The 20,995-nt window shown below is 36.8% G+C and carries 18 protein-coding genes; all 18 read left to right on the top strand.

Features of this window, described 5'->3' with window-relative positions; genetic code table 11:
* Position 1: 1 nt before the first annotated feature.
* The 18 genes from FNZ24_RS05485 to galU all read left to right on the top strand — a co-directional run bounded on the left by FNZ24_RS05485 (position 2) and on the right by galU (position 20,991).
* Entirely contained in the window at positions 2 to 1,192 is a 1,191-nt protein-coding gene (locus FNZ24_RS05485) for a sulfotransferase (RefSeq protein WP_153913455.1), read from the top strand.
* On the top strand, positions 1,192 to 2,205 hold the full coding sequence (locus tag FNZ24_RS05480) for a hypothetical protein (RefSeq protein ID WP_153913454.1): 1,014 nt from the start codon (positions 1,192 to 1,194) through the stop codon (positions 2,203 to 2,205). The genes FNZ24_RS05485 and FNZ24_RS05480 overlap by 1 nt, the downstream gene beginning before the upstream one ends.
* Before the next feature lie 465 nt (positions 2,206 to 2,670).
* Positions 2,671 to 3,504: an HAD family hydrolase gene (locus tag FNZ24_RS05475; protein ID WP_228768392.1), complete on the top strand. Its 834-nt coding sequence runs from the start codon at positions 2,671 to 2,673 to the stop codon at positions 3,502 to 3,504.
* Positions 3,501 to 5,519, top strand: coding sequence for a rhamnan synthesis F family protein (locus tag FNZ24_RS05470; protein ID WP_153913453.1), 2,019 nt, complete (start codon positions 3,501 to 3,503; stop codon positions 5,517 to 5,519). The genes FNZ24_RS05475 and FNZ24_RS05470 overlap by 4 nt, the downstream gene beginning before the upstream one ends.
* 1 nt (position 5,520) lies before the next feature.
* Complete coding sequence (locus tag FNZ24_RS05465; protein ID WP_153913452.1) at positions 5,521 to 6,558, top strand: hypothetical protein; 1,038 nt, start codon at positions 5,521 to 5,523, stop codon at positions 6,556 to 6,558.
* A complete protein-coding gene (locus FNZ24_RS05460; RefSeq protein ID WP_153913451.1) occupies positions 6,555 to 7,739 on the top strand; it encodes a glycosyltransferase family 2 protein in 1,185 nt (394 codons plus the stop codon). The genes FNZ24_RS05465 and FNZ24_RS05460 overlap by 4 nt, the downstream gene beginning before the upstream one ends.
* A gap of 19 nt (positions 7,740 to 7,758) precedes the next feature.
* Entirely contained in the window at positions 7,759 to 9,096 is a 1,338-nt protein-coding gene (locus tag FNZ24_RS05455) for a hypothetical protein (RefSeq protein WP_153913450.1), read from the top strand.
* 83 nt (positions 9,097 to 9,179) lie between these two features.
* Entirely contained in the window at positions 9,180 to 10,940 is a 1,761-nt protein-coding gene (locus tag FNZ24_RS05450) for a glycosyltransferase family 2 protein (RefSeq protein ID WP_228768391.1), read from the top strand.
* A complete protein-coding gene (locus FNZ24_RS05445; protein WP_194945001.1) occupies positions 10,937 to 11,701 on the top strand; it encodes a sulfotransferase family 2 domain-containing protein in 765 nt (254 codons plus the stop codon). The genes FNZ24_RS05450 and FNZ24_RS05445 overlap by 4 nt, the downstream gene beginning before the upstream one ends.
* A 142-nt stretch (positions 11,702 to 11,843) precedes the next feature.
* Positions 11,844 to 12,752 carry a glycosyltransferase gene (locus FNZ24_RS05440; RefSeq protein WP_153913448.1) on the top strand — a complete coding sequence of 303 codons (909 nt, stop codon included), beginning with the start codon at positions 11,844 to 11,846 and terminating at the stop codon, positions 12,750 to 12,752.
* 2 nt (positions 12,753 to 12,754) lie between these two features.
* Positions 12,755 to 13,642 (top strand): glycosyltransferase family 2 protein, encoded by an 888-nt coding sequence (locus FNZ24_RS05435; protein ID WP_153913447.1) that lies wholly within the window; start codon positions 12,755 to 12,757, stop codon positions 13,640 to 13,642.
* A gap of 250 nt (positions 13,643 to 13,892) precedes the next feature.
* The gene (gene cysD / locus FNZ24_RS05430) at positions 13,893 to 14,801 is read left to right on the top strand and encodes a sulfate adenylyltransferase subunit CysD (protein ID WP_153913446.1); all 909 of its coding nucleotides are present in this window, start codon (positions 13,893 to 13,895) and stop codon (positions 14,799 to 14,801) included.
* A 91-nt stretch (positions 14,802 to 14,892) separates the two neighbouring features.
* Complete coding sequence (cysN, locus tag FNZ24_RS05425) at positions 14,893 to 16,299, top strand: sulfate adenylyltransferase subunit CysN (RefSeq protein WP_153913445.1); 1,407 nt, start codon at positions 14,893 to 14,895, stop codon at positions 16,297 to 16,299.
* A gap of 90 nt (positions 16,300 to 16,389) precedes the next feature.
* Positions 16,390 to 18,120, top strand: a complete 1,731-nt coding sequence (locus FNZ24_RS05420; RefSeq protein ID WP_153913444.1) for an SLC13 family permease — start codon at positions 16,390 to 16,392, stop codon at positions 18,118 to 18,120.
* Between the two features lie 34 nt (positions 18,121 to 18,154).
* Entirely contained in the window at positions 18,155 to 18,799 is a 645-nt protein-coding gene (cysC, locus tag FNZ24_RS05415) for an adenylyl-sulfate kinase (RefSeq protein WP_153913443.1), read from the top strand.
* A gap of 5 nt (positions 18,800 to 18,804) precedes the next feature.
* A complete protein-coding gene (locus FNZ24_RS05410) occupies positions 18,805 to 19,758 on the top strand; it encodes a DHH family phosphoesterase (RefSeq protein WP_153913442.1) in 954 nt (317 codons plus the stop codon).
* Positions 19,759 to 19,769: 11 nt separating this feature from the next.
* A complete protein-coding gene (locus FNZ24_RS05405; protein WP_153913441.1) occupies positions 19,770 to 20,090 on the top strand; it encodes a hypothetical protein in 321 nt (106 codons plus the stop codon).
* Positions 20,091 to 20,109: 19 nt separating this feature from the next.
* Positions 20,110 to 20,991 carry a UTP--glucose-1-phosphate uridylyltransferase GalU gene (gene galU, locus FNZ24_RS05400; RefSeq protein ID WP_153913440.1) on the top strand — a complete coding sequence of 294 codons (882 nt, stop codon included), beginning with the start codon at positions 20,110 to 20,112 and terminating at the stop codon, positions 20,989 to 20,991.
* Positions 20,992 to 20,995: the final 4 nt, after the last annotated feature.

Raw genomic sequence — 20,995 nt, 5'->3', positions numbered from 1 at the left:
TATGTATAGTTTTTTTATTGACGTCGACACAAATAATAATGTCGTGTTGAATACTGCTTCTGTTGGCACCTTAACTGAACCCGTGCTCAGCATTGCTGGGCGGATGATTTCTACCGGACTCATTAAGTCGATAAATGTTTATCATTTATTAGATAATTCAGTATTAGATTCCAACATAAAGCTAACGGAAGCAAAAAACCTCACTCAGCAATTGTCACTCAGTGCTGAGATGAATCCATATCGGTTTGATATTGAATTATCGCAGAGAGATTTGGTTGAAGATTTACATTTTGTCGTCAAAGCAGAAATTGAAACTGTGGATGGCGATAATGTTGAGGAAACCATAGCTACAGGTTTTATACAGTCCGTTGAACTACCTGAAAAAGTCGTATTTGTTGTGGGTTCACCACGCTCAGGTACATCAGCTTTGGGGAAAGCATGTCGCAAAGCGTTAAAAGCTAATGCACATGGTGAATCACATGCGATACAGGGCTTTAATTTGTTGTTGGAAACCGCTGATAGCTTTTTTCAGCAATCTCGCACAGCCAACATAAAGGGCAATTTAGTCAACGCCATTCCTAAAACATTGATGTTAGCAGAGCAGCTCAATGTGCTGAGAAAACTTTATCGTTTATATTATGGTGACCTAGTGCATTTAGATAAAACACCGGGAATTCCAATGCTAGCTGGACTGCCATTAGCAATAATAGCTTGGCCTAATGCAAAAGTAATTTTTTGTAAAAGAAGAGGCATGGAAAATATTCAATCTCGGTTGATTAAGTTTCCTAAAGTGAAGTTTGAACAACACGCTAAGCAGTGGAGGCAATCTTTCGTTGTCTGGCGTAAAACCAAACAAAAGATCACTCAGTCACTCAAGCATACCCAATGGTTTATTGAGGTTGATCAGTTTAATATGGCTTGTATGCCTGAGAGTGTTGCTAACGAAGTTACTGCTTTGGTTGACTTAAAACCACGTCAGCACAATATATTATTCAAACAATTAGCATCTGATGATAAACCTGAGCAGACCTCCAAATCGGCCTCTAGGTCTAAATCACTTGCTGATTTTGGTTGGACAGATGCACAGGTTTTACAATTCAAAGATGTTTGTAGCAAAGAAATGAAATTACAAAATTACAGCTTTGATGAAAAGTATTTCCTTGAAAGCCAAAGTGTGAAGGAAATAACTTAATGACCAAGGTTATTATTCATATTGGTACTGAAAAAACGGGTACTACCAGTATTCAAAAGTGTTTACAGCAAAACCGTGCCAATTTAGCTCAACAAGGTATTATCTACCCTCATATTGGCCCTCGAGATGATGCCCACTTTGACCTAGTCAATGCCCTGCATCCGTTAGATAATAATGGCCGCTACATGGAGTTTTTGCCAAAGGTTAAACACGAACAAAACTTTTATTGGGATGCCCTTGCAAGGTGTATTATTGCAAATCCAGATAAAACGATTGTATTAAGCGCGGAACATTTTAGCTCTCGGTTACGGGATAAAGCGCTGACATTCATGAAAGATTTTTTTGATAAACTGAATATCGAACCTGAAATTATTATCTACCTCAGACCTCAGCAAGGTTATATTGAATCATCTTATTCAACCTCAATAAAATCGGGTAGTGAGCTTACATTTGCACAAGCATTTACCTCTCATGAACAACAGACTTTCCGATACAATTATCATAAGTTATTGACCTTGTGGTCGAGCTATTTTAATCAGAAATCAATTGTTGTTAGGGTTTATGATAAAGCTAGCCTTAACGGTGATGTCTGCACAGATTTCCTGTCTTTGATTGGCGTTAATGATCTTAAGTCATTGCAGCTCGCTGCTGTACATGAAAATAAGAAATGGGGCCCCGCAATGTTAGAGGTTGCCAGATTAGTTAACATGCAAGCTAAGGGGTTGTCCCCATATCAAAGACACAAGTTATTAAATAAGTGCGAACAGTTAATACCAACAGCAATTCCTAAGGCGGCAAGTGTTAAAGGTTTAATCACCTCAGAGCAAGTTACTCTAATCAAAGATTTTTACAGTGACTCAAACTTAAAGGTTGCTAAAGAATATCTTAATAAAGAGCAACTTTTTAACGAGCTCGATGAACAGCAAACTGTGCAAGAGTCGCCAGTGTCTATTAGTCGTCAACATTTGATCCGTTTGATGATGGCAATCTTTAATGATACCCATAGCGATTAATGTTTAATATATAAGTTAACAATTTTGACAAAGGGTTGAGGATGTTGCCCTTATTGTTGTTATTGGTTGTATTGTAAACACCTTTTTTTGTTCAATTAATGAGATTGTATATTGAACATTTGATTCGTTTACTCCCCTTTTAATACAAGGTAGTATTTGCCGGCTAATTTGAGTGATTAGCTATTATGGCTCGGGGCTACATCAACATAGTGAACTAGATTTTATATGATAAATTGTACTGAGTTAAACCCTGAAATTCCGCAATATTCGCATTTTGGGGCAACCTTTATAGGTCCTTTATTAAGCTTTTTTTCCAACAAGCTAGCGACTTATTCTCAGCAAAAAAATGACAAGTTGTTCTTTTTGGCGAGAGAAGGTTATTGGCTTCAGCAGGCATATTCTGAGCACTGTAGCTCGCAAGAAATTACTCCAAACAGTGAGTATTTGCTCGTGTCTAGAGCATTTATGTTTAAAGTTATGCTAGATGATCCACGTAGTTATGCGTATTCATTAGACTTCAGTTTTGATGGCACGGTTAAAGAATTGCTTAGAACACGGTTTATGTTGAGCAACGCGACAGTGACATCATTTTTTACTGAAAATGAACTTAATAAAATCATTTCATTACCCAGTGATATTGCAGATGTGGAAAGGTTATTTACGAGCCAGCAAAGCAAACTTTCTCAAATTATAGCCCCGACTAAACAAGCTTATTTAGCTTATTTGGCTGAACTTGGGATGTTCGAACTAGAAACCATAAATTTTGTTGATGTGGGGTACTCCGGCACGATTCAAAAACTCATGACTATCTTGCTTGATAAACCAACAATAGGACACTATCTGATTGCTTCGAAACCTGGCGTTATTGAGATCGAAAATCAGCAAGCTAAAATGATTGGTTATCTCAAAGAAGGCAAAAAAATGGGCGAGGGATACACCCCTCTTGATCGTTCAATGTTTTTAGAGGCCATATTGACTGCACCTCAGGGACAGTTTCAGGATATTCGTGTTAATCAGCTAAACGAAGATAATTATGATTTTTACTTTGGCCGGAAAGTTAATGCACAAAAGTATTTTCATGACTTAACGCAAATAATGAATGGCGCCGTTTCATTTGTGAGCACAGCATCAAAAAATGCAATTGAATATAGTCATGACGAAGTAGAACAATTACTCACACAATACCTAGAAAAGCCCAATATGATCCCGAGATCTAGTCATCATCTATTTGCCATTGATGATGATGTAACAGGTAATGGAACCGTAGACGCTTTACAATTTTTTGGGTTGAAACAATGAATTACAGAAATGTTATTAATAATAAATTTCCGCGCGTTGCAGCCACTATAAAAGGGAACGCTGCCTTATTGAAAGTTGCTAAAAAGCTTGAACATATTATTCAGACTGGTTCATACAAGCCTATAAAGGCCAAGAAAAGCTACACCAAAGCAGAACTAAGCAATATGTTGCAGTTAGCCAAGAGTCATGGATTATTTGACCTTCAATGGTATAGCAACTATCAAAGAAGATCTTTTAGTTGCGAACTTGAAGCGTTTGAGGACTTCGCAAAAAAATCGTTTTTTTCGAATGTAAACCCAAGCCCGGCGTTTGATACTGAAACTTACTTTAAAGCCAATGTTGATGTGTATCATTCTGGTGAAAACCCACTGATTCATTACCTCTCTTCAGGGCTTGCTGAAAGGCGACATTCAGTCCCAGCTGCGCCGAAATGGCGTCCAAGTAAGCCTATTCATATAAGTGCAGATGATAAAGTAACAGAGTTTAAAATCGCGATATGTTTACATGTGTTTTATCAAGATTTTGTTGATTATTACACGCAGTGCTTAAGCAACTTTCCGAGCAATGTTGATGTGTTTGTTAGTGTCAGTGATGAGAAGTTTATCGACTCTGTTCAGCAGCAATTATCAGCCTTAGACACAGTTAATAAGATCACAATAAAGGTCGTCCCTAACCGAGGTCGTAATTTTGGACCTATGCTTGTCGAGTTTTCACAAGCATTACTTGAATACGATTTATTTTGTCATTTGCACTCTAAAAAGTCATTGTATTCAGGTCGTGAGCAAACGCAGTGGGCTGATTACTTAGGTGAATACTTACTTAATGATAAACATGTCATTAAACAAGTGTTAAATCAATTTGCTGCAGATCCTAAATGCGGTATGTACTATCCAACTTCGTTTTGGATGATGCCAAATTGGGTTAATCATTGGTTAAAAAACAAACCTTTTACAAAAAAGTGGGTTGACCAATGGGATATCTCTATTAATTCTGACTTTTTAGCCTACCCAGCAGGTGGAATGTTTTGGGCGAGACCTACAGCATTAAAGCAGATGCTAGATGTAAATTACCAGTATGAGGACTTCCCTGAAGAACCTTTACCCAATGACGGTTCAGAATTACATGCCCTCGAACGCTGTGTCGGCTTATTGGCCGAAAAAAATGGCTATAAGCAGCTATTTTATTATCCTCCTCTTGGTCAATTTACTTATGACCAATCACATATATTAGCGAATTATGTAAACAGAGCTGAAGGTATCAAAAACCAGTTACAGCCATTTGAGACTATTTCTTTCGATGTATTTGATACTTTGGTCATGCGGCGCTTTTTTGTACCAGACTATGCCAAGCTTTTACTAGGTAAAAAATTAGTCAGTGACGACGTTGTCAAAGATGCTCATGAGTTTGTTGCTTTACGTAATCAAGCCGAGTTTGAAGTGCGTAAACAGAAAAACTTTGTTGGTGATGTGACCATTTTTGAAACTTATCAACAATTAGGTGAAACACTGGGTTGGAACGATGATTTTGCTAAAGAAAATGCACAATTAGAGTTCGCTTATGATCTTGACATGATCGAACCTAAAAATGAAATGGTAGATATTATCAATCACTTCATTGTAACAGGTAAAGACGTTATGGTGATTTCAGATACCTATTATACTGAACATCAAGTCACTATGATGTTGAAAAAAGCAGGGGTAGCCAATGGCTATCGTTTGATTGTGTCAAGCGAATCAGGTCTACGTAAAGACAGTGGCACAATGTGGGCTTGGTTGAAAGAAGAGATAGCACAACCTGCAACATTCATTCACGTTGGTGATAATGCCGTGGCAGATTCACAAATACCGGGTGATTTTGGTTTTAATAACTTTCATATTTTAAACCCTCTGGATAAATGGCATGCAGCTGGCTGGGATAATCCTTTTGCTGGGAGCAAGTCATTAGATGAGCAAGAGATCCTCAAATGGGGTCCTTTAGTCAGTCAGTTCGGGCGTTTTCCGTTTTTAGGTGAGTAGAATGGTTGATTTAGTGCTACACCCGGGTCACTCAAAATGTGGTTCTACCACGATCCAAGACTTTATTTATAACAATAGGGTAGTATTCCGTCAAAGAGGCATCTTTCTGCCTGATGTAAATTTCAATTTCCCGAATAATAAGCAGTATCAATTTCAGTTAACGCAAACGCCTAGAGATTACCTTGCAAAGATTCAATCTGGTGAGGTCAACATTGCTGAGTTAGAAACTAAGTTAGATCAATTAATTTCGACTGCTGAAGAGCAAGGCTGTCGCCGGGTTATTATTTCTGCAGAAAATTTAATTAATGCAATTTCGAGTGAGAAAACTAAATCTATTCACGAGTTATTTAATCGAAAATTCTCTTCAGTTCGAGTCGTTTATTATATTCGAAAACAGGACTCTTTATTTGTTTCAGCTTGGCAGCAATGGGGCCATAAAGCGGGTGAAAGTTTAGACAGTTATATAAAGAAAATGTCGAAAACTAAGTTTGGCGATTTCCTTTTTATTGCTAGGCACTTAAGAAAGTATTACCCAGAACAGATGGTGAAAGTATTTCCGTTAAACCGCAAATATCTAGTAAAAGAGAATTTATTATTTGATTTTTGTAGTAGATCTCAAATAAACGTCAACAATTTAAATATGGATATTCAAGATAGTAATTCTGGTTTGAGTAGCGCAATGTGCCATTCATTATCGAGAATTAATGAGGTTTATAGTGATATCCATGACCAGAAAGTCAAAGAGCATATTACAGAGCTTTGCCCGAATTCGGATAAGCTACTTAATACCAAATACCGTCATGACTTATCAAGAGAACTGACTTCATTGTTATATGACAAATTTCAAGAGTCTAATGAACTGTTAGCTAAACGTTACTTTCCTAAAATTCCGTTCGATGAAGTACTGTCATTAAAACTTCTTACAGAAAATAGTGATGAAACAGCAGCTCTCTATGAAAAGATACAAAAACTAGAAGATCTCACAGCATTGCAAATGGATATGATTTTAACATTGCGAAGTAAAATGGATAAAGTATGAACTATAAAGTTAAGTTAGTTGCAATCGCTAAAGACGAAGCTGCCTATCTACCTGAGTGGATATTCCATCATTTGTATTTTGGGTTCGATGCCATAGATATTTATGTCAATAATACTACCGATAATACGGAAGAGCTTTCTGAGCTACTCCAACCATTAACTAGTGTCAAATTCATAAACGCTGATAAATACTTCGATGGTACACATGAGAAGCCTCAAGAATCGGCATATCTAGAAGCGATGAATAGCACTAAGTTAGAAGGATTCACTCATATTCTTTTTCTAGATATTGATGAGTTTTGGGTCCCTAAGGACTTCAAAACATCAATACATGAATGTTTAAAACTAATACCGTCTGATGTTATCAGTTTCGAGTGGTTTATTAAATATTGTGAGGAAATGTCATTTAGTGCTGCTTTTTCAAAAAAAATAGTCGGTCGTAAAGGTCGGTTTGTAAAATCAATTTTTTCATTAGCTTTAGATGTTGAAAAACTTGATGTTCATAATGTTCATGCACAGGGTGCTAAATATAAATTAGCTGATGGTAGCGATTTTATCTTTGAAGGTAGGAAAAATGGTCGAGTTAGTAAGGAGTATCTAGCAGGGGACTTGAACCCATTTTTTGTGGTGCATCGAATGTACCGAAGCCAGATGGAGTATATTTCTCTCCTAGGCAGAGGAAGGCCTAAAGGTGAAAAAGCAAATAAATCAATTTTTAAAGATAATAGGGATGGGTACTTATTAAATACAAGTGGAATGTATTATGCTCCCCCTAGTGCAGAACTAGACGATTATAACAATAGCAAAGTCAGCTTTAATAGGGATTACACTTTAGAAAAATATATCAATAACGCGAAAGTGTACATTAAGTGCCGGTATTTTAAAGTTATTAATGATATTTATACTGCGCCTTTTGAAGAAAGTGGAACACTTGAAAAAATCCTAAAAAATATAATGTTGGATGATGTGATTCAGGCACATAACTCTTTCAAAATCAGGTCGAAAACACTAAGTCGAAAAGATGTAGATCTAATAAGAGACTCAGCTTTGTACTTTGAAAGTATTGATATTTCAAAATCTTACAACTTAATGAAGTTGGCCCAAAAGTATAGACCTGGTGGTAAGTTGATTGAAAAACACCTATTGAAACTCGAGAAAAGATTGATTTTATTAAAAGAATGAACGTATTTCAGAGTTAAAAATGAAAAAAATATATATCCATGCAGGCCCAGGTAAAACGGGTACCTCCGCCATTCAGCATTGGCTAAATAGTCATCGAGAGGTTTTATCCTCATCTGGCATTTACTACCCTGAGCATGAATTAGATTCTAATAATGTCAGCAGTGGTAATTTATACTCGATTTACGACCGCTTAAGCTCAGGGATGCTGGTTTTAAATACGGAGAAAGTTGCGACTTTAAAGCGTGAGTTTAGTAATAATCCTGAAAATATACTGCTCCTTTCATCTGAGTTTTTTTTTCTCCGAGTTGTTGAGCTTTACAAGGTTTTTCCTGATGCTGAATTTGTATTTTACTTAAGAAATCCCCTTGAGTTAATTGAATCTAATTATAATCAGAGTGTCAAAAGACAGCAGAACATTGAACCGTTCCGCTTGCCAGAAACTGTTAATTTTAAAGTTTTTTCAGTACTTTCTGATTTACTGGAGCGGGATGAAAAGATCAATGTTTTAATTCGCCCTTACTCAAAAAATGAATTTTTTAAAGGTAACATTATTCAAGATTTACTGCAGGCGGTAGGTGTTGAATCATTAGAGGTTGAGTCAACTAAAATTAATAGTTCTTACAGTCTTGAAGCCTTAGAGTTTAAAAGAAATGCAAATTATTTCTTGGATAAAAGTAACTCTGTTGAACTAGATTTGGCCTTGCAAGCCTATGAATTAGGGGACTTTAGTTATAGCTTGATGCCGCCAGAAAAATATAAAAAGCATAAAATCGATTTGTTAAAACAATTGGACAATTTTATTGAAAAATTCAGTTTACCTGAACTTAATAACTTTAGAGATGAATTGTCTTCATTAAGCCAACGAGCATTTAAAGAGCAAACGGTAAGCTTAAAACGATTTGAGAGCGTCTTAAAACATGTGGAAAAAATAAATCCAATGTTAATAAGTAACTTACACCAACAGGTTTGTAGCAATCAAAACTATATTTTGCCTTGTGCTGATTTTTATTCACTTTTCAATGTTGAAACTAACGGACGTAGTTTCGATGAAAAATACAAACAACATAAGCAGTTAACTAATACGCTGCTTAGTCCTAAAGTGAAAAATAGAGTTGATGTTTGCCGTGAAGTAGGATTGTTTCTTGAGCAACGTGGACATGGTTCGCTTGCCAATGAGTTTTTTGAAACCGCTTATAGTATCGACCCTAAACGCCCTCTGATTATTCGTAAAATAAACGCTTATTATCAAGCGATGAGTCGTAAAGAAGATTTGGTTGATAAACCTAAAACTAGTATTAAGCAAAGAATATCAAGTACTAAGAAACGCTTTTTTAATAGTAAGTCTTCTAAGACATAAACTTAATATAGCTTCGAAATATAGTTAAGATGTATCGGTTTAATGGGAAATTGTTAAGGGCTTCAGCTTGATGGGAAATGTAAATGTGGTTTAGAAAGATGATTGTTATCCTAGCTAAGTTGGCTATGAAGTGTTTGCCCCAAAAGTGGGTTGATATTCTAAAAGACTCTCCATACTTGCTAGCGATGTATACCAAAAACATTCATCACAGTGGTATTTTATATCAGTTACCTACAATTGCGGAAGCGCAGAAACAATATGATAAGTATTTAACCTTTCAGGATAAGCGTTTACAAAAGTATGTGACTGCAAATATGGGTTTAAGTCCTTTAAATATTGTCATTTGTGTTGATAGCTCCGATGAAAAGTTATTTAAGCGTACTTTAGATAGCATCAATGACAGTCGCCATTATGGGCACATCATTGTTTGGTCAAGCTCTGAGATACAGTCGGTGTTAACTAGTGTGTCTAACAGCTTTACTGAACTTTCTATCGATTTTATTAGTGAACTAAATAGTGCATTTTTATCTTCTGAACAGCTTGAAGCTCCATGTTTTATAGTTTTTTCTGGTGATGTTATATCATCGTCACTTGGGCATTCTTTAGCCGCTAATATCTTGCAAATCACTAAAGTTGCCTATGTTGACACCGATATTTTGCCTCTTGATAAGTCGAAACGCACACAACCTGACTTTAAGCCTGATTGGAACCCTGATTTACAGTTGACCAACGGCTATATACGTTCTGGTGTTTGGATAAGTTCGCTGAGGACTTTTTCAAATACCTCTCCTGAATTACATGCCTTTTGTATCGTTAGATTTTTAAGTGAACAGTATTTACGTCACAATATTAAAGATATAGTACATATACCTTTAGTGTTAGTTTCACGCGCTACAGTTGAGCTTAGTATGAATGAAGGGCGTGCTTATTTAAGCGAAGTACTAAGTAAACATGCTGAGTTAGTCGATTCGACGGAGGCAGTTTTTCACCTTCGCTGGCCATTGAAGAATCTCCCTCTAGTCTCACTGATTATTCCTACGCGAAATGGAATGGAACTTGTTAAATCTTGTATCGATTCGATTTTACAAAAGACAACTTATTCTAATTATGAAATTTTATTAGTCGATAATGGCTCTGATGATGATGACTGTTTACGCTACTTTTCAACGTTAGATGAACACCCCCAAATACGAGTCCTTGAATATAAAGAGCCGTTTAATTATTCAGCGATTAATAATTTTGCGGCAAAGCATGCTCGAGGAGATGTTTTAGCATTAGTAAATAATGATATTGAAGTGATCTCAGCAGATTGGTTATCAGATATGGTTTCGCAAGTTATGCGCAGCGATATTGGTTGTGTGGGAGCAAAACTATTGTATTCAAGTAATAGAATTCAACATGCGGGTGTCGTGATGGGGTATGGCGGCGGAGCAGGCCATGCGCACAAATACTTTCCTGCAGATCACCAAGGATATATGAATCGCTTGATTGCTACTCAAAACTACAGTGCGGTCACTGCTGCCTGTTTATTGGTGTCAAAAGAAGACTTTTGGGCTGTTGGTGGTTTAAATGAACAAGACTTAGCTATTGCATTCAATGATGTCGATTTTTGTCTGAAAGTGCTTGAACTTGGTAAGCGCAATTTATATTGTGCAGAGGCTGTTCTTTATCATCATGAATCAGTATCTAGAGGCGCTGAAGATACGATTGATAAACAACTGAGGTTTAATAAAGAGTTAGCCTATTTGCAACAACGCTGGGGTCATATCATTGATATGGACCCTGCGTATAATCCAAACCTTACGCAAAATCGAGAAAATTTCGCCATTAAGGAATTACATTGAATAAGCTAGTTCGCATCGTTGCATCGAAGTATAATGATAGCCGTAGGTTGGCTCTAGAAAACCGTTTGAAGCAACATCAAGTTACGGTTAATGAAAATGCAATTTTTCCCAATGTGGAATGGCTCTCTTATCATATCCCTAAAACAGCGGGTACCTCATTACGCTTTGCATTAGAAAAAGGAATGGGGCTCAATAAAGTTCAATACGCATATAAAGAGACTTTTGCTAGTGAGTTAAATAAAGGGAACTGTGTTTGGTGTCCACCTTCAGCAAAGCTATTACACGGTCACTTCAAGTATCATCCAAACCAGGATGTTATTTACCCAAATGCAAGGAAAATGATTTGGTTGAGGGAACCATCTGAGCGTGCTTGGTCGCTTTTTAATCATTGGCTCAATGTTAAAAATAGTGTTCAATTTGAGATAATTCGAGATGAGTTTCTATGCGACAAAAGGTTTGCTGCTGATAAGCATTTGCTTTTTAATCATTTGATTCAAGAAACGCGTTTTGAGAAACAATTTGGCTGTAATAGTTTTTACACTAATGGCTTAAGCCATGACAATTATGATTTTATTGGTAGAACAGAACACTATGCTGAAGATATCAATAAATTAGCAGAACGACTAAAAATGCAGCTCCCAAACTTAACTTTAAATAGAGCAGCTGGAGTAAGTTCTCTTTGTAACAAAAATAGAGAATTATTCAAGGTTTTGTTTAAAAATGAATATTCTACTTATAATGAATTACTGAAGTTAAAATGACTCTTAACATTTGATTTTTGGAGTGGTTTATTGGCTTGTTTTTACTTTATTGTTTGTATGTATCACTTTTAAAAAGTATTATGTTGTAATAAAAGTTTAACTCATTAATTTTAATATTTTTACGTAATCAGAGTGGTGTTTAATGGTCAAAGTCACGTCGTTTAATGACCAGTATGTTGTGCAGTCTTCTCACTCTTTACCTAGTTCAATAATTTCTGTTTGTGGTATGTCTGTATATGCCAAAGATAAGCTACCTTGGTTAAAGCAAGCAGTTGATAGTGTTCTTTTACAGAGCTCAAAAGCTTCTTTATTCGTTATTGTTATGGATGGAAGCGTCCCTGATGAAATATCTCTTTATTTGAATAAAGTTGAAAAAGCTAATCCTACAGTCGTGTTAGTTCATGGTTTAAAAAACCAAGGACTAAGTGCTTCTATGAACTTTATCATCGATTGGACACTTCAGTTTGAGCCAAAGTATTTTTTTAGAATGGACGCTGATGATTTTTGTGTAAAACACAGATTTGAAAAGCAAATGGCCTTAATGGAAAAACATCCAGATGTTGATGTATTAGGAACGGCTCTTTGGGAGATTGATGATAATGGTAATCAAATCGGGGTTCGATGTTTGCCAACAAAGCATACTGCATTAGTTAAAGCTTTATCTAGAAGATGCCCTATTAATCACCCAACTGTAGTGATGCGTTATACTATCTTCACTCAAGGTCACCGGTATATCCAGCACATGAGAAATACGGAAGATTACTTTTTTTGGATCACATTGGCAGGGGCTGGTTTTAAGTTTGCAAATTTGAGGGAGCCTTTACTAAACTTTCGTCGCTTAGGTAGTTTTTATCAACGTCGTGGAAAGGCACTTTCTTTTAATGAGTTTAGAGCACGCTTAACTGCTATGAAGGTTCTTAATCAGAGAACGATTAGAAATTATCTTTATGCAGGACTAGTATTAGTTCTTAGGATGATGCCTGCTTGGGTGATAAAAATGGCTTATCGTATAGATAGGTTTTTACTGAAAACGCTTATAGGCCACGATTAGATATGAATGGCGCTATTATTGTTGTATATAAGCCTGACTTTAGTATGGTAGAACGTTTACTAACAAGGGTTTATAGCCAAGTTGAACATGTCATTATTATTGATAACAGCCCTGAAAAGCATAACTTTGAATCAATAATCTCTTCCTATCATTATGAACACTTCCCTGAAAATGTTGGTATAGCAAGAGGTCATAATCATGGCTTAAGAATGCTACTTACTTTAGGCTGTGAATATGGGTTGTTATTGGACCAAGATAGCCTTATTCCTGAAGATATGGTTTTTAGGCTAACCAGTTTGTTACAAGCTTCTAGAGCAATGAAGCATGATTTAGCTGCTATTGGACCGAGTATTAAGTGTTCGTTTACACAGCGAAGTGAAAGAGCAAGATACCAAAGAGATATTTTTGATTATGATGAGCTAGTTGGTGTCAATCAGATTATTGCTTCAGGTATGTTAATTGATCTTGGTGCACTTGACGAGGTTGGCTATAAGGATGAGTCCCTTTTTATTGATGGTGTCGATCATGAGTGGTGCTGGCGAGCCAAAAGCAAGGGCTTAAATGTTGCTCGGGCAAAGCATGTTGAAATGGTACACCGACTAGGTGACTCCAGAAGTAAATTTGTCGGTGTCACTTATCGTGTTGGTTCGCCAATCCGGCTTTATTACCAGTTTAGAAACATTTTTATTTTATCCAGACGTCCTTATGTTCCTTTGTATTGGAAAGTACGCTGCATTTCGTTGATGCCAGTTAAATTTATCCTCAACTCAATAATGCAGAAACATAGAAAACAACGTTGTTTATTTATGATGCAAGGGATTATGGACGGTTTACTAGGGAAGCGAAATTGTTATAAAGACAATTGGTCTCGAACGGATAACTTTTTATAAGTTATATAAAAATATTAATCATTAAAAATCAATGTTATAACCATTTTTTTTGCTAAAAAAAACTGATTCAGTACGTTTAGGATTATTCGTCATATTTTTTGTGATAAAATCCTTCTCTATCAAACGTTAGTAACGTTTCAGTCCTCTATAAATAACGACTGAATTGAATTTATTAAGCTCGACACAATTTAATTTGAAGTAAGTGATTTATCGCTGCATTAAAGTATTTAAATTAGGATAATAAAATACCATGAATGAAGAAAGATTAACCCACCTTAGAGCACTGGAAGCAGAGTCTATTCACATTATGCGTGAAGTCGCTGCCGAATTTGATAACCCAGTCATGCTTTATTCCGTAGGTAAAGATTCATCTGTTCTTTTACATCTTGCTCGTAAAGCCTTCTACCCTGGGAAAATTCCTTTTCCATTAATGCATGTCGATACTAACTGGAAGTTCAAAGAAATGATCCAGTTCAGAGACCAAATGGCTGAAAAGTATGGGTTTGATTTAATTGTCCATAAAAACCCACGCGGTATGGAAATGAATTGTAGTCCTTTCACTCACGGTAGTGCAAAGCATACCGATATTATGAAAACGGAAGGCCTTAAACAAGCTCTTGATATGCATGGTTTTGACGCTGCTTTTGGTGGTGCTCGTCGTGATGAAGAAAAGTCTCGAGCTAAAGAGCGTGTTTATTCATTCCGCGATAGCAAACACCGTTGGGATCCAAAAAATCAGCGCCCAGAGTTATGGAATATTTATAACAGTAAAGTTGATAAAGGTGAAAGTATCCGCGTTTTCCCGCTGTCAAACTGGACTGAACTTGATATCTGGCAATATATCTACCTAGAAGGTATTGAAATTCCTTCACTGTATTTTGCCAAAGAGCGTCCTGTTGTCGAACGTGATGGCACGTTAATCATGGTTGATGATGAGCGTATGGAGCTTAAAGAAGGCGAGACTGCTGAAAATAAAATGGTCCGTTTTAGAACGTTAGGATGTTATCCGTTAACGGGTGCGGTTGATTCTGTAGCGCAAACTTTACCAGAAATTATTCAAGAAATGCTACTTTGTACGACTTCTGAACGCCAGGGACGAGTTATTGATAATGATTCAGCTGGTTCAATGGAGAAGAAAAAAATGGAAGGTTACTTCTAAACTTTTCCCTCTTTGTGCCACCTTCAGGATGGCTTGAATTTAATTTAAGCAGATTAAGCTTAAAATATAGAACAAATTTAAGGAATTATTGATGTCTAATAGTACGTCTCTTATCGCTTCTGATATCGAAGCTTATTTAAAAGTACACGAAAATAAAGACATGCTGCGCATTTTGACCTGTGGCAGTGTTGATGATGGTAAATCTACCTTAATCGGTCGACTTCTTTTTGATAGTAAAATGATTTTTGAAGATCAGATGGCAGCTATTGAAAAGGACTCAAAGCGTTTTAATACTACAGATGACTCTTTCGATTTAGCTTTGTTAGTTGATGGCTTACAGTCTGAGCGTGAGCAAGGCATTACTATTGATGTTGCTTATCGCTACTTTGCCACAGAGCAACGTAAATTTATCATTGCCGATACTCCTGGTCATGAGCAATATACTCGCAATATGGCGACAGGTGCGTCTACAGCTGACTTAGCTATCATCTTGATTGATGCTCGTCATGGTGTGCAAGTTCAAACTCGTCGCCACAGTTTTATTTGTTCGCAGCTAGGCATTAAGCATGTCATTATCGCGATCAATAAAATGGATGCGGTTGATTATGAGCAATCTGTTTATCAAAATATCAAAAAAGATTATCGTGAATTTGCCGAAAATCTCGAATTTGATGATGTTCGCTTTGTGCCTATTTCTGCCTTAAAAGGTGACAATGTTGTCAACGAAAGTGCCAACATGCCTTGGTACCCTGGTTCAACAATGATGAAGTTGTTGAATACAGTATCAATCAACAGAGCTAAATCAGATTCATTTAGAATGCAGGTTCAGTACGTTAACAGACCTAACTTGGATTTCAGAGGTTTTTGCGGAACGATAGCTTCAGGTGATATTCGTGTTGGTGATACGGTTAAAACGCTGCCTTCAGGAAAAGAAAGTAAAGTTAAGTCGATTGTAACTTTTGATGGCGACATTGAAAAAGCAACAGCAGGCATGGCTATCACTATCACTTTAGAAGATGAAATCGATATTAGTCGTGGTGATATGTTAGTTAGACCGCATGAATTGACGTCTTCTGCTAGTCATTTTGAAGCTGATGTTGTTTGGATGACAGAAGAAGCACTGCATGTAGATAGAGAGTACGCTATTAAAGTTGGCAGTAAGTCTGTTTATGGCCATGTTGAGTCAGTAAATCACCGTGTTGATGTCAATACTTTAGAGGTCTTTCCTGCAACTCAACTTGCTCTTAATGAGATGGGAAGTTGTAACTTCGCAGTCAACGAGCCTGTGCAATTTGATGCATATGGTATCAACCGCGCAACGGGTGCGTTTATTATCATCGACAGACTGACCAATGTGACAGTTGGCGCTGGTATGATCCGTAAAGAAATTACAGGCAAAGAAACTAAATCTACTTCTGAACATTCAGAATTCGAAATAGAGTTCAATGCGTTAGTTAGAAAGCATTACCCTCATTGGGGAGCAAAAGTCATTAGTTAATGGCTTATAGTGCTAGCTATAAAGGCTGCGATGCAATTAAACTGCTAGCAGCCTTTTTTATTGTTTTTTCATATTTTAAATGTTGAACTTATGTCTATAGATGCCTATATCACTATTGCGCTCTTTTTGCTGACTATTCTAGGCTTATTAAAGTTTCAAAGTCGGCCTGCAGCAGTCTTTGGTCTTACATTAATTTCCTTAGTCGCAATGGGCTTGGTTTCGAAAGCACAATTGCTTTCAAGTATTGCAAACCCAGGATTAATAACCTTAATCCTATTGATTATTTGTTCTTTTGCTTTAGAAAAGACCAGATTATTAAGGATTATCGCCTCTAAAGTTATCTTAGTCAGTTATAAATCCACATTTGTTAGACTCTTTGCTGTTACAACGGCCTGTTCAGCGCTATTAAATAATACTGCTGTAGTCGCAACACTTTTATCCCCTATTCGAAATAACCCTCACCATTTTGCTAGCAAACTGCTATTACCTTTATCTTATGCTGCAATACTTGGAGGTACATTGACGTTAATTGGTACCTCTACAAATTTAATCGTCAACAGCTTGTTTATCGATGCAGAAGGGCACTCTCTTGAGTTTTTCTCATTTACCGCAATAGGGTTAATGTTGGTCATTGGCTGTGGTTTAGTTTTGGCTATCTGCGTCCGTTTTTTACCTGAAAATAAGCATGAAATGGACAACTCAAAAGGTTACTTTATTGATGCTAAAGTTGTTGAAAACTCTGAGCTTATCAATCGCTCTGTTGAAGATAATGGATTACGACATTTAGAGTCACTATTTTTAGTTGAAGTGGTTCGAGAAGGAAGGTTGATTAGTCCTGTTTCACCTAATGAGATATTAAAATTGCATGATCGGTTAATTTTTAGTGGAGATATCACTAAAGTTGGCCAACTTAGTCAGTTTTCAGGTTTAGAAACCTTTGCTCATAAGAATGAACTAAAAGACTCAAACCTAACTGAGGTGGTTGTTCGTCAAGAAAGCGTTCTAGTGAGGCGCACCATCAAAAGCCTAGGTTTTAGAGCTTTATTTGATGCTGCTGTGGTTGCGATTAGGCGGGATGGCGAAGAAATTTCAGGTAAGTTAGGCGATGTGCAAATCAAGGCGGGTGACTTCCTTGTTCTCGCCGTAGGTGATGATTTCAAATCTCGTCGAAATATTAGCAAAAACTTTATTGTCTTATCTGGGGTTGAAACCGAAGTAAGATTAAACGGTTGGAAAGCTTGGCTTTCTGTTGCAGGTTTTATTACTACCATTGGCTTAGCTGCGTTTGGTGCGATTGACTTACTTGAAGGCTTAGTTATTTTACTTGGCGCTTTACTGTTCACACAGGCATTAAATGTCAATGAAATAATGCGAAGATTACCCACTGATATCTGGTTAATTGTTTCTTCAGCAATTCTTCTTTCTCACGCGTTAGTTAATGCTGGCGTTGTTGATGTTCTTGGCGAGTTTGTAAATCACAGTGTTGATAAAGAACATGTCTATTTAGCACTTATATTGGTTTATGTTTTGACTTGGCTAATGACGGAACTGGTTACTAACAACGCGGCTGCGGCGTTAATGTTCCCTATTGCTTATAGTCTAGCGCTCGGTTTTGGCGTGGATATCTTACCATTTGTTATGACTGTTGCTTTTGCAGCTAGCGGAAGTTTCGTCAGCCCGTATGGTTATCAAACTAACTTGATGGTATTTAACGCAGGGCAATATAGAATAAAAGACTTTATTAAAATCGGCTTGCCTGTCAGCTTAGTATATGGCGCAATTGTAATTATCGCTGTACCCATATTTTTCCCGTTTTATTAATAAGAATTAAACTTGAAAAAGTTAAGGATTTTTCATGTCTCAAAGTCCATATAAAGAAGTAGAAGTTACTGGTGATAAGTCATCAGATGTAGTTTGGCATAATGCCAGCGTTAGTCTTGAAGACCGTTCTAAGAAAAATGGTCATAAGCCTGCAGTACTTTGGTTCACTGGTTTAAGTGGTTCAGGAAAGTCTACCGTTGCTAATGCTGTCGATAGAATGTTGTATGAACTTAATTGCAAAACTTATGTGCTTGATGGGGATAATGTTAGGCATGGTTTGAATGGAGACTTAAGCTTTTCTGATGCGGATAGGGTTGAAAATATTCGTCGCATAGGAGAAGTGTCAAAGTTATTTGTTGATGCAGGATTAATTGTCACGACGGCATTCATCTCACCTTTTCAGCAAGACAGAGATATGGTGCGTCAACAGTTGGAGCCAGGTCAGTTTATTGAAGTCTTCATTGATACTCCAATTGAAGTTTGCGAGCAACGTGACCCTAAGGGGTTATACAAAAAAGCCCGTTCAGGTGAGATTAAAAACTTTACCGGTATAGATTCGACATACGAAGCGCCGAATGAAGCAGAGATACAAGTACTGACTGCTGATAAAGGAATTGAAGCTTGTGCTATGCAAGTGATTGAATACTTAATTACAAACAACTATATTTCGAAGGATTGATATTAATGAACTATGATGTTTTTAACGGTGATGCCGACGGAATAATTGCGTTAATACAACTTCGTCTATCAAGCCCTAAAAAGAGCACTCTTGTAACCGGTGTTAAAAGAGATATTGGGCTTCTAAAGCAGGTTAAGGCTAATCATGGCGATGTCATTACTGTATTAGATATTTCAATGGAAAAAAACATTGAAGCGTTAAAGCAAGTTATCGATGATGGTGCCTCAGTATTTTATGCCGATCATCATCGCAGTGGTGACATTCCTACCAGTGAAAACCTTGATGCTCATATTGATTTAGATGCTAATACCTGCACTTCTTTAATTATTGATAATCTGCTAAATGGCCAATATCGTAATTGGGCCATCACAGCGGCTTATGGCGATAACTTGTTCGCAAAAGCTGATGAATTGTGTCTTCAGCAAGGTTTATCATCAGCTCAGTCGGAGCAGTTAAAAGAACTAGGCACTTTAATAAATTATAATGGTTATGGTTCAACTGTCTCTGATTTGCATTATGAACCTGCAAAACTGTTTGAAGCCTTGTTAGTTTATTCATGTCCTTTTGACGTTTTTGAAGATCATAGTTCTCCTTTTTATAAACTTAAAACGGCTTATGAGTCTGACTTTGAAAATGCAAAGTCTATTGCTCACTTAGTCTTAAATAAAAAACTCGCTATTTTTGAACTTCCTAATACTGTCTGGGCAAAGCGTATCAGTGGTGTTTACGGAAATTATCTTGCGAATCAATCTCCGGATCTTGCCCATGCGGTATTAACAGATAATAATGATGAAACATACACTGTTTCTTTACGAGCTCCATTAGCTAATAAGCAAGGGGCTGGTGATATTTGTAGTCAGTTTGACACTGGTGGTGGACGTTCGGCAGCTGCAGGAGTCAATCGCTTACCCAAAGAGAAATTGAATGAATTTATTGATGCTATATATCAATATTACTAATAGTCTAATTGATGTTAGAACATGATTTGAATAAGGCTGTTGAACACTGCATTAGTTGTGTTCAGTTACGTACACCTGAAGGTGCATCGATTGAGCTAATTGCTCAAATATTCTTTGATGCATTAGTACTTGAACTTGAAATAACTGGATATGATTATCCAATATTTGCAAATGAACCTTCAGTTAATATACCTCGAAGCACGGGAGTTTTTTGGCACATAGTCACCCCTTTTATTTGTGATGGTAGTCAAAAAAATTATCGCTGTGGAGTAGAGTTGTACGTTAATAATTCATGTAAAATAGCAGCTTATAAGAATTTTATAAAAATATAATTTACATTAAGGATGAAATATGAAAGTCGTTATTCCAGTTGCAGGATTAGGAACTAGGATGTTGCCTGCAACCAAGGCAATTCCAAAAGAAATGCTTCCAATTGTTGATAAGCCGCTTATTCAATATATCGTTAATGAATGTGTTGCAGCAGGAGTTAAAGAAATTGTTTTAGTTACTCATGCTAGTAAAAATGCCATTGAAAACCATTTCGATACTTCATATGAGTTAGAGTCAACCTTAGAGAAACGTGTTAAAAGGCAACTGCTAGAAGAAGTTCAGTCTATTTGCCCTGCAGATGTTACTATTATGCATGTGCGCCAAGGTGAAGCTAAAGGCCTTGGTCATGCTGTGTTATGCGCAAAACCATGTATTGGTAATGAGCCTTTTGCGGTTGTTCTGCCTGATGTTATTTTAGATGAATATACTGCAAATCAAAAAACAGATAACTTAGCAGCCATGATTGCGCGTTATCAAACCAGTTTTGCAAGTCAGATTATGGTGGCTCCAGTTCCTGATTCTGAGGTAAATAAATATGGTATTGCTGACTGTAGTGGTGAAACAATCGCTTCTGGTGAGTCTGCAAAGATTGTCGCCATGGTTGAAAAACCTGCGATTGGAAGTGCCCCTTCAAACCTTGCAGTTGTTGGTCGTTATGTTTTATCAGAAAAGATCTGGGGTTTACTTGCAAAAACTCCAGCAGGTGCTGGCGACGAAATACAGCTGACCGATGCTATTGATATGCTAATTGAACAAGATAGAGTTGAAGCATTTAATATGACTGGTAAATCACATGATTGTGGTGACAAATTAGGCTATATGAAAGCATTTGTTGAATATGGTTTGCGCGACCCTAAATTAGGCTCTGAATTTACCCAAGAAATTGCTAAACTTATTAAATAGTTTT

The sequence above is a fragment of the Shewanella sp. TC10 genome, assembly GCF_009663145.1.
In the GTDB taxonomy this organism is placed as follows: domain Bacteria; phylum Pseudomonadota; class Gammaproteobacteria; order Enterobacterales; family Shewanellaceae; genus Shewanella.
This window is presented reverse-complemented; position numbering and strand designations above follow the sequence as displayed.